Source organism: Pseudomonas syringae group sp. J248-6 (genome assembly GCF_032586995.1).
Lineage (GTDB): Bacteria > Pseudomonadota > Gammaproteobacteria > Pseudomonadales > Pseudomonadaceae > Aquipseudomonas > Aquipseudomonas amygdali.
Genome location: NZ_JAWHOP010000001.1, coordinates 549995 through 565317 on the forward strand (window position 1 = coordinate 549995; position 15323 = coordinate 565317).

Annotated in this window: 18 protein-coding genes and 1 pseudogene; 3 read left to right on the top strand and 16 right to left on the bottom strand. The window is 52.9% G+C overall.

Annotated elements, in window-relative coordinates; all coding sequences use genetic code 11:
* Positions 1 to 2: 2 nt before the first annotated feature.
* On the top strand, positions 3 to 965 hold the full coding sequence (locus tag RYC17_RS01930) for an LLM class oxidoreductase (RefSeq protein ID WP_316902363.1): 963 nt from the start codon (positions 3 to 5) through the stop codon (positions 963 to 965).
* 81 nt (positions 966 to 1046) lie between these two features.
* Positions 1047 to 2225, top strand: coding sequence for an LLM class flavin-dependent oxidoreductase (locus RYC17_RS01935; RefSeq protein ID WP_058402209.1), 1179 nt, complete (start codon positions 1047 to 1049; stop codon positions 2223 to 2225).
* A 49-nt stretch (positions 2226 to 2274) separates the two neighbouring features.
* Here the strand turns inward: RYC17_RS01935 and RYC17_RS01940 are convergent, their stop codons facing one another.
* The 16 genes from RYC17_RS01940 to RYC17_RS02015 form a co-directional block, all read right to left on the bottom strand.
* On the bottom strand, positions 2275 to 3132 hold the full coding sequence (locus RYC17_RS01940) for a DUF6282 family protein (RefSeq protein ID WP_058402208.1): 858 nt from the start codon (positions 3130 to 3132) through the stop codon (positions 2275 to 2277).
* Complete coding sequence (locus RYC17_RS01945) at positions 3129 to 3902, bottom strand: hypothetical protein (RefSeq protein WP_058402207.1); 774 nt, start codon at positions 3900 to 3902, stop codon at positions 3129 to 3131. The genes RYC17_RS01940 and RYC17_RS01945 overlap by 4 nt, the downstream gene beginning before the upstream one ends.
* A 72-nt stretch (positions 3903 to 3974) precedes the next feature.
* Positions 3975 to 4946, bottom strand: coding sequence for an NAD(P)H-dependent flavin oxidoreductase (locus RYC17_RS01950; RefSeq protein ID WP_058402206.1), 972 nt, complete (start codon positions 4944 to 4946; stop codon positions 3975 to 3977).
* A 77-nt stretch (positions 4947 to 5023) separates the two neighbouring features.
* The gene (locus RYC17_RS01955; RefSeq protein WP_054096793.1) at positions 5024 to 5386 is read right to left on the bottom strand and encodes an antibiotic biosynthesis monooxygenase; all 363 of its coding nucleotides are present in this window, start codon (positions 5384 to 5386) and stop codon (positions 5024 to 5026) included.
* A 40-nt stretch (positions 5387 to 5426) separates the two neighbouring features.
* Positions 5427 to 5909: a flavin reductase family protein gene (locus RYC17_RS01960; RefSeq protein ID WP_316902402.1), complete on the bottom strand. Its 483-nt coding sequence runs from the start codon at positions 5907 to 5909 to the stop codon at positions 5427 to 5429.
* Between the two features lie 77 nt (positions 5910 to 5986).
* Positions 5987 to 6700: an RraA family protein gene (locus RYC17_RS01965; protein WP_057401110.1), complete on the bottom strand. Its 714-nt coding sequence runs from the start codon at positions 6698 to 6700 to the stop codon at positions 5987 to 5989.
* A complete protein-coding gene (locus RYC17_RS01970; protein WP_316902369.1) occupies positions 6684 to 7874 on the bottom strand; it encodes an isocitrate/isopropylmalate dehydrogenase family protein in 1191 nt (396 codons plus the stop codon). Before RYC17_RS01970 ends, RYC17_RS01965 begins: the two co-directional genes overlap by 17 nt.
* Positions 7871 to 8899, bottom strand: coding sequence for a nucleoid-structuring protein H-NS (locus tag RYC17_RS01975; protein ID WP_316902371.1), 1029 nt, complete (start codon positions 8897 to 8899; stop codon positions 7871 to 7873). The genes RYC17_RS01970 and RYC17_RS01975 overlap by 4 nt, the downstream gene beginning before the upstream one ends.
* A gap of 277 nt (positions 8900 to 9176) precedes the next feature.
* Positions 9177 to 10088, bottom strand: coding sequence for a LysR family transcriptional regulator (locus tag RYC17_RS01980; protein WP_005746904.1), 912 nt, complete (start codon positions 10086 to 10088; stop codon positions 9177 to 9179).
* Positions 10089 to 10540: 452 nt separating this feature from the next.
* Positions 10541 to 10897, bottom strand: a complete 357-nt coding sequence (locus RYC17_RS01985; protein ID WP_058408205.1) for a hypothetical protein — start codon at positions 10895 to 10897, stop codon at positions 10541 to 10543.
* Positions 10894 to 11451, bottom strand: coding sequence for a CdiA family toxin C-terminal domain-containing protein (locus tag RYC17_RS01990; RefSeq protein WP_147466534.1), 558 nt, complete (start codon positions 11449 to 11451; stop codon positions 10894 to 10896). Before RYC17_RS01990 ends, RYC17_RS01985 begins: the two co-directional genes overlap by 4 nt.
* A 108-nt stretch (positions 11452 to 11559) precedes the next feature.
* Entirely contained in the window at positions 11560 to 12054 is a 495-nt protein-coding gene (locus tag RYC17_RS01995; protein ID WP_058408206.1) for a hypothetical protein, read from the bottom strand.
* Between the two features lie 57 nt (positions 12055 to 12111).
* The gene (locus RYC17_RS02000) at positions 12112 to 12753 is read right to left on the bottom strand and encodes a hypothetical protein (protein ID WP_058402200.1); all 642 of its coding nucleotides are present in this window, start codon (positions 12751 to 12753) and stop codon (positions 12112 to 12114) included.
* A 628-nt stretch (positions 12754 to 13381) separates the two neighbouring features.
* On the bottom strand, positions 13382 to 13993 hold the full coding sequence (locus RYC17_RS02005; RefSeq protein ID WP_058402199.1) for a hypothetical protein: 612 nt from the start codon (positions 13991 to 13993) through the stop codon (positions 13382 to 13384).
* Positions 13986 to 14417, bottom strand: coding sequence for an HNH endonuclease signature motif containing protein (locus RYC17_RS02010; protein WP_316902376.1), 432 nt, complete (start codon positions 14415 to 14417; stop codon positions 13986 to 13988). The genes RYC17_RS02005 and RYC17_RS02010 overlap by 8 nt, the downstream gene beginning before the upstream one ends.
* Before the next feature lie 175 nt (positions 14418 to 14592).
* Positions 14593 to 14937, bottom strand: a complete 345-nt coding sequence (locus RYC17_RS02015; protein WP_058402198.1) for a hypothetical protein — start codon at positions 14935 to 14937, stop codon at positions 14593 to 14595.
* Between the two features lie 56 nt (positions 14938 to 14993).
* Between RYC17_RS02015 and RYC17_RS02020 the strand changes: the two are divergent.
* Positions 14994 to 15322: pseudogene (locus RYC17_RS02020) on the top strand (IS630 family transposase); the annotation flags it as partial.
* Between the last annotated feature and the right edge of the window lies 1 nt (position 15323).

A 15323-nucleotide genomic window follows, 5' to 3' on the forward strand; every position in this document is an offset into this window, starting at 1 on the left:
AAATGACCAGCACACAGCGGCATCCTGCCTTTGCAAAGGTGTTCGCACCGGGCCATCTCACCTTCGGTCTGATTGCGCCGCTGGAGGGCTATCCCGACGCAGCAGCGCCGACCATGAAAAATCACATTGCCCTCGCAAAACAGGCCGACAAAGCCGGTTTTGCAGCACTCTGGCTGAGGGACGTACCGCTTCTCGACCCGGGTTTTGGCGACGCAGGCCAGATATTCGACCCTTTCGTGTATGCAGCACTGCTTGCTGCGGTGACCACACAAATCTGCATCGGTACAGCCGGCATCGTACTGACGCTGCGCAATCCGCTGATGGTCGCCAAACAGGCCTGCAGCGTTGATGTGTTGCTGGAGGGACGCTTCCTGCTGGGGGTGTCGACGGGTGACCGGCCCAGCGAATACCCTGCATTCGGCGAGAATTTCGACACACGCGCAGAGCGTTTCAGAGAGGGTGTCGAGATGCTGCACGCGGTGACCGAGCACTCTTTTCCGGCCTTCACATCGCGCCACTACGGGAAACTCAATGGCACGCTGGACCTACTGCCAAAACCTTTTTTCGGGCGACTGCCTATGATCGCCATCGGCCGCTGTCAGCAGGACATCAAATGGCTGACCAACCATATGGACGGCTGGATATGGCATCAGAGTGGCTTCAATACCTTGCCCGACGTGATCAATCATTGGCGCGATGCCAATGAGCAGAAACGGTTCAAGCCCTACGGTTATGCGACGTTCTTTGATCTGGAGGACAACAAGGACGCACCCATGAAAGTCGGCCGTGGCATCAGTACCGGGCGCAACGCCCTCATCGAGCTGTGGCAGCGTCAACGGGAACAGGGGGTTTCGCATGTTGCGCTGAACCTGAAACCACTGAGACGTCCGGCCACGGAAGTGTTACAGGAGCTGGAAGAGTATGTGCTGCCGTATTTCCCGACCCGACGCAGTGAGCATGCCTGAGCGAGTATTTCACCTGCACGGCCACTGTCGGCAAAGGATCTAGCAGGGAAGAACGACATAAAACCGACCTGGGAGGTCATCATGCGCACTGAAAAAGCTTATCCGATAAAACCTAACCCGATGCGCAGCAGCCGCAACAAGATGCAGCTGGGTGTTTTCTCCACTAACACCGAGGGCGGCTGCACCGTCACCAATGCGCCGGAACGCCTTCGCGGAGACGATTGGGCAGGTAATCTGGAAATCGCCCGGGTGGCCGACGATGCGGGGTTTGAAGCCTTCATACCGGTAGGCCGCTGGAAAGGTTTTGGCGGCACCAATAACACCGGCGGTGTCTGTTTCGAAACCTACACCTGGGCTGCCGGTATTGCCGCCCTGACCAACCAGATTGCCGTGTTCACCACATCGCACCTGCCCACGGTTCATCCGCTGTTTGCAGCCAAGCAGGCGGTGACCATCGATCACATCAGCAGCGGGCGCTTCGGGCTGAATATTCTGTGCGGCTGGTACGGCGCGGAAATGCGCATGTTCAACGGCGAGATGATGGAACACGACAAACGCTACGACTACGCAGAAGAGTGGCTGCACATTGCAAAAAATGCCTGGGAGCAGAAAAAACCGTTCGACTTCAAAGGTGAGTATTTCAACATCTGCGCTGCTATCTCGCAGCCCCAACCCCTCAACACCCCCTATCTGATCAATGCCGGCGGGTCGCCGCGCGGCAAACTGTTTTGCGCCAAACACTGTGATGCGGCCTTCCTGATCGTCAAACACCTGGACGGTGAAGACGCCGTGCGTCAGCAGATTGCATCCTACAAGGACCTGGCGAAGCAGGAGTTCGACCGCGATATAAAGATATGGTGTTACGGCTATGTGGTGCAGAAGGACACGCAAGAACAAGCGGACGAATACCTGGACCATTACGCCAACCAGCTGGGTGACGATGAGGGCTGCGATATCATCACCCGCGAGCTGGGCATTCAGACCGGTATTTTCACTCCGGAAGACGCGGTTCGTTTTCGCTTTCATTTCAAGGCAGGGTTTGCAGGCGTGCCGCTGGTAGGTACTCCGGAGCAGATCGTGGAACTGTTCAAGAAATACTCTGACTGGGGGATCGATGGCATCGCACTGACATGGCTGGATTACCACGAAGGCATAAAGGATTTCGTCAGAGAAACACTGCCATTGATGGAACAGGCGGGCCTGCGCGAAGCAATCACTGTCGAGACAATCACTCCGAGAGTAGCCGCCGAGGTAGCCTGATGATGAGGACGCCCTGGCGTAGTTAGCCAGGGAGTCCTACCCGAACGGTTTAAATGGCCAACATGCGTTGTGGATTCAAAAGCGTCATCTCGGCACGGCGCTCGCAACTCAAACCGAACGCGTCGAACCACTGCCCGCTCATCGACAGCCACTCGTGCACGTCGATCTGACTGGTCTGCCCAAGGTCCGAGCTGTAGACCACATTGGGAACATGACTCAACACCTTGGTGAAATCCTGCCGGTCCTGATAGCCCAACAAGTAGGTCAGCGCCGTCTGTTCGATGTAGACCGAGGGTTCACTGCCAATCACCGCAAGCTCGGCTGCTTTCAGACCGGTCAACGGGTTGGCAGGCTGATTGAGCATCAGCCTTGGCACACCGATGCGCAGTGACTCCTCGATCAGCATCCTGACTTCATCGGCGTCGGCATGCCCTGTCGAGATGACCAGCGGATAGTCACGGGCCATTTTGAGAATATCCAGCGTCTGCGGTGTAAGACGTCCGTTCTGCGCTGTCACTCTGGCAGGCTTGATGGGCTTTTCGCGCAACAGAGGATGGCTCAGGTTGCGGGCCAGCGTGCTGGTATGCGTTCTGCCCGTGACGGTTGGCAAGTGCACAATGAAACGTCCAGGTTCATCGCCGCGCAAACACAGACTGCGCTCGACCACGCGGTAGTCGATGCCGCCAGCGATTTCGTTCAGAACCACTGAACCGCTGACCGGAAAACCCTGATTGCGTGCTTCCCATGCCTGGGCCGCCGTGCAACCCAGGTGATTTTTCAATACGACCCGGCCCTGCACCGCCGCGTAGCGCCTGCCCGCCTCTATCGCGCCATGACGGCGAATGAACGCATCAGGATTGGCGTGGTAATGCACATCAATGAAGCGTGGCTCCTCGATCTGGCTCATTGCACACACTCTGCACTGGCGATCAGAAATGTGTCGATGCTCTCCAGCACCCGGTCCAGATCATCCGCCAGCGGACGCATCCCGCCATCCGGCACACACAGTGAGCGTTGTTTGTAGCCGTTGGTACGCAGCACATGACCCGCCCCCACCAGTTGCGACTTCCCGCCAAACACGCTCAGCACACGCCCTTTGTAATCGAGCAGGCACTCACTGATATCCAAACCACTCAGTAGCCGGAACCCCAGGGTCAGACGCTGCCCCTGGGTTGAAAGCGTTGCGTCATTCTCGCTGCCGGGCCAGTGCTCGTGTTTCTCGCCTTCAGGCAATACCAGATCGTCCAGCAGGCGTTTGGCTTGCTCGACATGCCCTTGTTCTGCCAGATCCGCCATACGTCCCAGCCTGGAATCCAGCAGCGCATCGGCTTTGGCGGGAGAAGAAAGCAGCAACAACGCAGGTGTCGAACGCAGTAATGAAGTGCCTGCCAATGCCTGTACCAACGCACCACCCAAGGCCACGCCGACGAGTACATCCGGCACACCCCAAGGCTCTAGCGCGCTGCCCCAGCGCTCGGTAAACCCGTCAAAGTCTTCACCCGCCTTGACCGGCAGGGACAGGGCATCAAAAACCGTAACCTGATAACCCGCCGCAGTGAAATGCTCGATCAGCGGTTTGGCGAAGCCACCCGCGTCCCAGACCGGCATCACCGGTGAAAGAATGAATACGCTTGATTGCCCGACACCGAAGGTCTGGCAGGTGATGCAATGACTCATGGCTTTTGCTCCTGCAAAAATGACAAGACCCGCTGTTTCGAGCGGGTCCGGTCGTTGATCCATCCTGACGGGTCAGCGGGTCGTGCGCAGACGTTCAACACTGGTGGCATAGCCGCGCAGGGTTGATTCGATAATCAGTTGTGCGGGCAGCACCTCCTTGATCAGGTCCGCGACTTCACCCGCCCAGATGGCCCTGATACTCACATCATCGGCCGCCAGTGCAGCTTCATAGTCCAGGCGCAGTTGACCGGCCGACGCAGCGAAAGCCTGCTCTTCACCCACCCAGCTATCGGAAAAGTCATTGCCGATCACTCGTCCGCTGTAGCCCTGCGGCCAGTCGATGCCGCGTACCTCATCGAAGATCCGGGTTCGCACCGTATCGCTCGCAACAGCCTGCACCAGGCGCTGTTTTACCCGTTCGGAAGGCAGTGCCTCCTGCGAAGCCAGAAAGCGCGTCCCCATCATCACGCCATCCATGCCGAGCGCAAGCGCAGCGGCCATGCCACGCCCATCGGCAATCCCGCCAGCACCGATAAGCACAACATCGTCACCCACCGCGTCGCGAACTGCCGGAAACAGCGGCAATGACGAACGCCGCAAACTGTGACCACCCGCTTCAGCCCCTTGCACGATCAGCGCATCGGCACCGGCGTCCAGCGCATAAAGCGCCTGTTCGACGTCATGCACCTGAACGATGACTTTGGCATTGGCCTGTTGAATGGGCCGGACGAAAGGACGTACATCACCAAACGACAACGCAACCACTGCCGGGCGGTACTCGAGAGCCAACTGAAGCAATTCGAACTGCTTCGCTACGGTAAACATGACCAGGCCCACACCCCATGGTTGCTGCACGTCCTGCATCATCTCCAGTTCACGCGCCATCCATTGCGGATCGCCGTAACTGGCACCCACCAAACCCAGACCACCGGCCCGGGAAACTGCGGCCGCCAGACGCCCTCCGGACGCCCCACCCATCGGTGCCAGAATCAGAGGATGTTCAATTCCAAGAAGAGAAGTCAGTGCTGTATTGATCGTGGCCATCGCCTGATACCTGTGAAAATCCGAGTGAATGTCAGACGAAGGCGACGTCTAAGCAGCCTTCGTCTGCAGCTAATGGATCAACCCGCTTTTTGTAATGCAATTTCAGGGGTGATGTACTCGGCCACGTTATAGAGGTGGTATTCCCAGGTACCGGTTTCCTTTAACCGGGAGTATCGCGATAGAAACTCTTCGTCGGTAAACAGCGACTCAAACTGACTACGATCACTCCATTGCGCCTGATTGATGACGGTCTTGCCGTCCGTGCTCTTCATCAACCGGCTCCATTTGAATGCACTGTAAGTCCGTGCGACATAACTGACCGTTTCTTCGAGAATCTCGATAGCCAGATCCTGAGCACCTTCATTGACCTGCACAACATTGATCAGATACACCGCCTTGTCATCGGTGACGGAGTGAGCGTCGAACAATTCCATTTTCATAATCAGTTCCATTTATAAAAAGAAGTATAAGAACACGTAGTCAAGCCAGAAGCGGTGTTGAAGCCGCCGGTTTACCGTCTTGCCAGAGCAGCGGTGAAATCACCTCGGCCACTGCCGTTTTCTCGACCAGACCGATAATGATCTCGTGAGTGCCGCAGGTCATTCGTTGGGTCACCGAACAGAAAAGCGTCGCCTGGGCGGTACGCAGATAAGGCACCCCCTGGTCCTGCTGCCAGTCTCCGCTTTCAAACCGCGCAGGCCCGTTGACTGCTCCGCCAAACACGCTGACCAGTTCGGCCTGCCCGGTTTGCAACAGATTGACCGAGAACTTTCCCCGCTCAAGCAAAGGCAGGTAAACACTGGCGCTGTGATTGATGCACACCAGAATGGACGGCGGGTCACTGCATACCGAACTGACGGCAGTGGCTGCCATACCGTAAGGCGTGCCCTCATGTTCGGTTGCCACAAGGGTGACGGTCGACGTCAGGCGGCGCATGGCTTTCTTGAAGGCAGCGATATCAATGTCGGGAGACTCGAGTGCGCTGTGTCGAGTGTGAGGTTCTGGCACATTTGCGTGTGCTGCCAATCGGGAAGCCTGATTCATGGCCGTTCTCCCATGCTGACTTTTTCAGCGTCCGTCAGCCAGGGCTGGTCGTAACGATAGGTGCTGCGGGCATTCTCCAGTGTCGAGCCCGTGGATATGGCCTCGATAATGCTGCGCTCAGTCTGCTCGACCGCCTGAGCACGGCGTACAACCTCGGCGGCCAGTTGCTGTGGAATAACCACGCAACCACTGCCATCACAGACCAGAAGATCACCGGGCCGGACAGTAACCCCATCAATGACCACAGGCACTTGTACCGCTTTGAGTTGTGCGCGGTTCTTGGCTGACTGCATGAAACGCCCACGACTGAACAACGGATAGTTGCACCTGATAACGGTATCGATATCACGTGCCACGCCATCGATAACAGTGCCTTTGATGCCATTGGCCAAGGCGAAGTGGGTCATGATATCGCCCCATACCGTGCAGTCATGACGCCCGGCGTTGGAGGAAACAATCACCGCGCCGCAAGGCACCTGATCGATGTAGTTGGCCGCCCCCTTGAAGGTTGTTGGCGCATCGACCGCTTCGTACTGCACGGTGAACGCAACACCGACACAACGAGTGCCCGGCACTTGCGAAACAATACCCGGCAGCCCTCCATTGATCCCGAGACTGTCCAGTGCATCAGACAGCGAAGCGGTATCCAGATGTTCACATGCGTCCAGCACGGTTTGCGTAATTGCCACCGTTTCAAAGTGCACTGACATAACGTTCTCCCTGAACTGAGGCCTGTTCGGCGCGGTAGCCGACAGAGCTGGCCTGCAACTCGATGCACTGCAGGACAATCGCTTCGCCCACCTGGTCAGTGGTGTGGGAACCGCCAAGGTCGTAACTGCGAACGCCAGATTGTGAAACCAGGCTGACGGCGCGGGTAATAAATGCCGCCTGGGCCGGGTATCCCAAATGTTCCAGCATCAGTGCAATGGCCATGAACATTGCGCTGGGGTTGGCCTTGTTCAACCCCGCATGAGCAGGCGCACTGCCATGTACAGGTTCGAAGTAAGCACCTGAATTACCAAAGTTGCCGCTGGGCGCAAAACCCAGGCCACCCATTACGCCAGCGCCCAGATCGGAAAGGATGTCGCCGAACATGTTCTCGGCAACAATCACCCCGAAGCGTTCAGGCCGTTGCACCATCCACAAGGCAACCGCATCGACATTTTCGATGACACCGATTATGTCCGGATAACGCTGTGCAATTTCTTCAAAAATACCCCGTGCAAACGCACTGCTGTGTCGCAGCACCATCGGCTTGTCGACAAACGTGACCCGGGTGAAGGTGTTCTTGCGCGCGTAATCGAATGCGTATTCAAAAATACGAGTCAAACCACTGCGCGTCTGCAGGCGCAACGTGACGGTCGCATCCTCCTGCCCTTCCCGCTGCCACGGCGCGCCAAGTGCTTCGCGCTCTTCAAGCAAGGGCACCAGCGCATCCGGGACATGCCCGAAGTCCAGCCCCGCATAAAGACCTTCGGTGTTTTCTCTGATCACGACAAAGCGAAATCTGTCTTCACCGGTCATGTCAGTAACCGGGCGTACATTGGCGTACAGGTCCAGGTTCTGCCTGAGCTGAATGACCGGGCTGACGTAGCGGCGGTTCTGGCCCTGAAGTGCCAGGGGCAGCTCTGCTTCCGCCTCTGCCAGCGGCTTGCTGGTTATTGCCCCCAGCAACGTTGCGTCACAGCTGGCCATGACTTCCCAAGTCTGGGCAGGAACCGTTTCACCCTCGCGCTTCCAGCATTCCCAGCCGATATCCGCCGGTATCAGATCAAACGGCAGGTGCAACGCAGCAATCACCGGAAGCGCCGCTTCCATAACCTCAATGCCGATACCGTCGCCGGGCAGAATGCATATACGCTTGCGGGATATGTGAGCGGTCATAGCGCAACTCCTTTTACGCCTTTCGAAATGTCGCTGAAGATATTCGACAACGCCGCTCGCGGAGCAAGGCGCGCCACTTTGTCCTGTTGATGCATGACCTCGATCGCTCGGTACTCGGAGGTCAATTGAAACCGTTCAAGGGTGTCTGCCACCCGCTGACTGACATCGTAGGGGAAGTTGTAAGTGCCCAGAATGATATCCATCAGCGGGCTGGGCATATTGTTATGCGGTATCGAGTTGGCTGTGACAGCGGACAATTCGATCACCTTGACCAGGTCAAAACCGTGGCTGACGCCTATACGCTCCAGATAAGCCACCAGCATGCTCAAGTGAAGATTCCCGGCGCCTTTACCCATGCCGCAGATGGACGTGTCGATGTATTCAGCACCGGCCTCGATAGCCGCCGATGCATTCGCCAGCGCCAGCGACAGATTGTTATGGGCGTGAAACCCCAGTGGCACCAGCAACCGGCTTGCGAGGCGACTGAACAGCCGATGCACATCGGCTGGCAGCATATGACCGTTGGAATCCGCACAACAGATGATGTCCGCACCGGCACCCTCTGCACGAGCGGCCGTATCGAGCACGGCTCCCGGCGTCTGCGATGTCACATGCGTTACATTGGCGCTGACACTGAAGCCGTGATCCCGGGCCAGTGACAAGGTCGCCAGCCCTTCATCCAGTTGATCGCGGCGCAGACAGACGCGGATCATCGAAACACCCTGCTCCTTGAGCATGGCGAAGTCATCTGCCGTGATGTTTTTCGGGTGAACCATCACTGCCAGCTCAATGCGTCCATCGGCGGCCTGCGCAATGTTCTCAATAAAGCGTGCGCCTACATCACTGGTCAGCCCGTGCTCGCCCTTCGGCGCAAATGATCCCTTGCAGTAACCAATTTCACAGAGGTCGACGCCTGCATCCGCCAGGCCTGAAGTAATAGCCCGAGCCTGGTCTTCCGTGAAGTTGAAGTTGTTTCGATAACCACCGTCACGCAATGTAACGTCGAGAATCTTTATGTCGGCCATGAGAATCTCCGGCTGTCCTTAGGGTGTAAACAGGGTGCTTGAGATGATCTTGCCACTGCCTTTATTCTTGTCGTTATCCAACAGCGCCGCACCTGCAAACATTGCCGAGCCGACACCTGAACGTCTCGGAGTTTCGAATCATTAACTTCTTAACTCGACATTGATCCTCGTCAAAATCGACCGCATTGTAAATTGTCGATATTTGATCAGGGGATGGGAATTTTTTCACCGTCACCTTATTTGTCTGCCGAAATAACGACTTCTGGCACTGGCCCGACTAGCGATAACAGCTTTCTACATAATTCATCGCGGCCTGAATGGAAGCCACCGCGCGCAAGTCTTCATGCACGCCCAGCCAGACATCAACCTCCAGCGGTGCCGACAGCTCTACCCGGCACAGACGAGAGTTCGCCTCTACCGCAAAACTTGGAAGCAAGGCAATGCCCACACCGGTTTCCGCGGCACGAATTTGCAGTTCTACTGTTTTGGCTTCCAGCACGAAGGGGCGTTCACCGACAATATTTCTGAGCCAACCGTTCTGACTATCGCTCATCAGCTCATTGTCGTAGGCAATAAACTCATAGTGCTCCGGGTGCCGCTCCTCCAGATAAAAACGTGCGCAATAAAATGAGAATGAGGCGGTACCGATACGTCGTGCGACGATGCCACTTTCAACCGGTCTGGAAAACCGTATGCACAAGTCAGACTGGCAACTGGATAACGACGAATACTGATGATCCCCCAACAAGCGCAGCACAATGCCGGGGTGCATGGCACGAAACGCCCCCAGTTGCGGCACCAGCTTCTCAACTGCCACCGATGGCGGCGCGCTGATGGTCACTTCCACACCCTGCGCTACCTGCGCGGCAACAGCGAGACGGCCAATGGCCTGGGTCTGCGCCTCGATCTGCCGCCCGATAGCCGCCAGACGCCGCCCTTCATCAGTCAACTCGTACAACCGCTTGCGACGGTCGACAAGCTTTACATTCAGGGATTTTTCCAGCGAAGCGATACGCCGCGAAACAGTAGCGTGCTCCACACCCAGCACCCTGGCAGCGCCGCTCAAGGAACGGATGGCGGAAAACATCACAAAGTAATGCAAGTCCTCCCAGTCAAAACAGACTTTCGGTTTTCTGAACAGGTTATTAACGTCAAGGGAAACTGATCCATCCAATGGAGTCATTGTCATTCAAGTCATGTCCTTATACGGTTCGCGCGAATAAAAGTCTTCATTACGTATCGACGATGAGTAGTGGCCGACGTGCAGAACGATAAGGATAATGCTGATAACTTCCTCAGGCCCGAAGAGCGAGCGGGTGCCACTGGGTAGTTTAGATTATTGGCGGGTGGGTATTACGGAGAGGGGTTCGGATGATTTGGGACGGGGGTGTCCGGAATGGGCTTTTGCTAGGTGAACACTCTTAAACATAGGTAAGGCAGAATCATTTCAGGCACTGGAATTGATCACATTAACTTATCAAAGCATACTCACCCACTTATACGACTTAGAGATCTGTGCATATGTGGTAGCCACTTTATAAAGAACGCTCATTCCTAGCAAGCCAAGGTTAAGCACCTAACGCCTCGACACCGAAGAACAAAAAGTCCTGAAATACGAGATGATAGATACTACTCATCAACTCAAAGCCTATATTTAATTATCAGTCCAACCACCTCATCAGCTTTATCTGGCTCTTTATCAGCAAAGGCAAGCAAGGACTCCTTTAGGGCTTCGCGAACAACTTTAGCTTCATAGCATCTAGTCACAGGCTCTATTCCACTAAAATTGAAATCAGCCGAGAAGCAGTAGCAATCATTACCGTCTGCATCTCTCAGGCACTCAAACTCCCAACCTGGATCCCCTGTAAGTCCGTTGCCCGAGGTAAGAAAATCTTTTAAGAACTTATTCAAGTCAACATCAGAATAATATTCAACAACAAAAAATAGCACCCAAAACAACAAGTCTCTTTCATCTCCCGGAAGCCTCCCCCACTTCACTTAACGATACCTATCGGAAAAGCCGTCGGAACATACATTTGCTCACCTCTAATATTTACTGGAAACTGAAATCTCACTTTACCCACAACAACCTCCTGCAATGCATTGCCTGTTAGCTGATACTGGAGCAATGCTTTATAAGCGGCTTCATTAGCCATATTCGGCATATCAGGATATACTTTCGGGTCATACACCGTCTTCACTGTGTCCCTTGTAGATTTTGGCAGCTGATATTCTACTTTATAAATCCCAGGTGCAACTTCGACTTTCGATGAAATAGCCCCTGAAGACTCAGTCAGTTCCTTCATAAAAATTTCCATATTATGTCTTCCCGATTTCCCTGAGCGTGTCGCATCTACAAGATGATCTTTCAGGTCAGTTCGAACAACACCACGACCAACAAAATCTGCATCTGGTAAAAGATTATCTGCTAGCCCAAGGTTGCTACTGCCTTTCACGCTCCCTTTAGCCTGAACCCACTTCCCTCCAACCCACTTGACCGCAAATCCACCAATCTCTGCAGTGATCAAACCACTGACGACGTCAAATATCAACCCACCCGCCTGCTGGTCGGATTGCGCCAGTAATTTATCCCCTGCACGCTCAAGTCCTTGAGCCGGTATAGGGCTGGTCGCCCAATCTACCCCAGAGCCTGCCGCGGACTAAATATTTTGACCAATCCCTACCACCGTGTAGTACGGGCGACTAGCAAAATTTACGGCGCTGGCAGCAGCCTTAGTAGGCCATTCCAAGGCCTGATTGACACTGACAAGGCCCCGTTCGGAAAGCATATAACCCAAAGTTTTCGCAGGGGCGTACCCATCAAATTTGACCTGACTCTGATCTACACCTTTGCTGGCAAAATAATCGTCGAACAGAGCCTTATTGTATTCGCCCAGAGTCCAGCCGCCATCTTTAAAAGATTGGAGCTGAATTGCACGTTTACGCTCTTTCAGTTCGTAGTCTCGTGCCTTGTCCAGTTCATCCGTTTCACGAGTGACATTCGCTTGGCAAGCACCAACGTCACCACCAGCCGTCGCATAGGCAGCCCGAGCCTTATCAGCATCCCGAATCTCAGCGTGTGATAGCCAGTTGTACCGGGTAGCATTAGCGGAGAGGTACAGCGTTGTTTGGTCATCAGCCCCCCTGTCTGGCAATATTCTCGCCTAAATGAGTGTCCGAATTCATTAGACCACTACAAATTCTCAAGACGCTCAACCCGGTATGTAAGGTTTAAAGTCTTCAATACTTTTTCTCTTCTCCTCCAGAAGAGACACAACAAACTGGGAATCAAACTCCACAAGAAATTCGATCGCGTCATATATCTTCCATCGATGAACTTCTGGGTTATCAATTATCGACATGAGATAACTCTTAATGAGCGGGAGATATTCAAAATAATGCTCGCGCTTTATAAATGATAACACATCGATTATCTCGAAAGGATTGCTAGCTGCCAACTCTATTATTTTGGACAGCAGGGGATAAACCTCCGCTCTTGCTACGTCTTTTTTCCCCGCGCCAGCCATATTGGCATAAAACATAACCACGGCCATAAGAACCTGGCGAAAAGTATCATCGTACCCATGCAACCTATGAGGATAGACATTAGCTATAATAGTAGACTTTTTCTCGACAAACTCCTTCAATACACTAAACCCCTCAAAAACCCCCCAACTGGCCAACAACCTCGCAGCCAAGAATTTTACTACTTCATCATCTGCGTTACGAAGCAGATGAATTACTGCGTCCATTCTTTCTTGTGGAATATCTTCTAAATCCAAGTCACCCGCATCAGCAGCATAATCTGCGCCTTCTGGAATATTGCTAAGCAAAAAATTTATTTTATGGTCCACAATAAACACCTGCTTATCGATAAATTTATATAAGTGACTGGAACGCAATCTTTGATCAGACACTCACCATCGCGAACAGTATTACCCAGATCAGACTCTGCCCCTAGCTAAAGAAATTTTATTTTTTGGCGAAGGGTTAATAATATATTTTTCACGTGCTGCATTTACTCTCGCTTGCAGCTCAGCTACGACTTCAAGATTTGTCAAAATTCTCGTATCAAGCAAACAGGTGTTTGAATACTACCGGTACCATCTTGATTTGGAGGCACCAATTCCGCATCTTCATTTATGTGCGCCTTCGGTTTACCGTTACTTCCGATCTGCGAAGAGAAATCATCATCGCTGCGCACTACGACATTATCATCTAAAGCCTTTGAACCTGCATCAATCTGTCTATCTACCAGTGCTTCACCGCTTTTTTCAAGCCGGAAAGGTATGCTTTCGTTTGTCGACGTGCTCCGCGTCAGAAAATGCCATACATTTCATCGAAAACTCAGCAGCTGTTTTCGATAAACTTTTCCAAAACGGTAGATTTTTCAGAGCTTTGTCACGCTAAAAAATCATCAAAATCGCTTCCAACTTTAGAAGCTTTATACTTCAAAGCCTTTAAGCCAATCATTCCTTAAAATCAAATCTTTCGGCCAAAAATTTCTTGAAAATCATTCGCTAAATCACGAATTCCCATATCAGGATTAAGGCTGAAAAGCTGATCCCTAGTGACCGTCAGCGATAAAAACACCTCCTCAATCACTTTGTAATCGATTTCCTTTTCATAGTACCTCTCAACTAAAGACTCATATGGCTTGCATCCACCCACTAAAAAACCTAATAACGGATATTCCTCAAGATTATTAGGAGACGCGCTCCAGCCTGACTGCTCGACGCCTCGCCAAAAAAACAAACTTGCATTATCATTAGAAAAAGCAGGCTCATCTTTGAATTTTTCAAAAGCCTTAGGAATTAAACTCAAGTGCTCAAATGCGTTAGATAACGCTGAAGAAAATAGAACCTTTCCTGCAGCGCCTTCATTAGTAAAGTGTAAAAAAAACTCGCCACCTGAGCCGTCTCTCATCGACGCCATCATTTCTCTCTCATTCCCATCCCAATTAGAGTTGAATGAAAAATACCTATACTCCCACTCAGGCATGATTATGGCATCCAGGAGTGCCAAGCCTTGGGCTGCGCATTTAACACGATCAATAGATGGCAGATCGCTTACATCCCGTATGGAGTTATTCATCTATTATCCTCTGATTATCAGATTTAGCTCTATTTTCTTGCCGAGACAAGATTTGAAGATTTGAACTGCAGTTACTCCCGTCGCAACTTTTCGGCTTTACATGATAAAACTGCCACTCGTTAAGATATGGAGTTACTCCACACTGGCTTTTTTGCGGTCGAACTAATTCTACACCACTGGCATCTGATCTAACCACACCATCGTTCGCTGCCTTATTCAACTCCAGCACCTCTTGCTTTTGTCGCAATGTAAAATCTTTACCGGGCCCAACATTCGGTGGATTCTCAATACTTGAATAATCAACTTTTGCAGGAGCTCTCGCTTTTTGCGCCCCGGATTCGATAACCGGGTTGCTCAAATCAACATGATTTTCTACCAGTGCTTCACCGCTTTTTTCAAGCCGGTTTGACGCTTTCGCAAGCACCCTGCGGAATGAGCCCCCCCATTAGAAGCCGCCAAACTAGCAATTATCATACCAAGATCAACTGTTTGTTCGGGCGTTAGCTTTAACGTCGCCTGGAGTCTCTCAGCTATGGCTTGCGCGCTAGCACCGGTCGTCGCAACTGCCAAGGTCTCCTGAAACTCCAGGTTCTCATTGATCAGGATCTGCAGCGTGTCCTTGGCATACTTAGAACCATCACCCAAATTGAAAGGTCGGCTACCGTGTTAGCAACATCCCTTGAGGACGGTTTACACAGAGAAACGTCGAACCTGCAATTGATGATCGCTTCAAGCGTTTGATCTTCGCTCACTTTTTTGTAAGCGGCCACAATCGAATCGCACTCGGCAGGGGCACATTTCCTTAACTTTTCGGCTGCCTCTTTCAACTGGTTATGGGCAAGGTAGTTGTACTGCGTACTGTTAGCCGTCACCATCGCCGCTGCCGATGCATCCCCGCCCATTGCAGCAGCAGTCAGAGCACCGATCAACTGCGAGGCAGTCATCAGCTTGCTGACACCTGCCTGGTTCAGTTTCTCCTTGCTGACGATGGCGTTAGAAACGGCACCTCCAGCTTCATCTGATTATCGGTAACTACGCCCCCCACAAGCATGCCGCAGTGAAAGCCTAGACGGCGAATCATCCACGTTTTCATATTCATTTAACACTAACCCCCAGCTCCTGAATGAACATGGTCGAGTGCTTCTTTCGAAACATCACCGTGTACATGCGCGACGGCAGCTTTGCCTCCGTGGGCAAGTTAGAACGCCAACGTTCGTGGCGTTACGCAATACTCAGCCGACCCGGTACGCTTGGAACGCAAAGGGAGAGGATATTTTGAAAAATATCCAACGTGTGTGTGAGGTGCTTAAAGCTGCGAAAGAAAAATAAG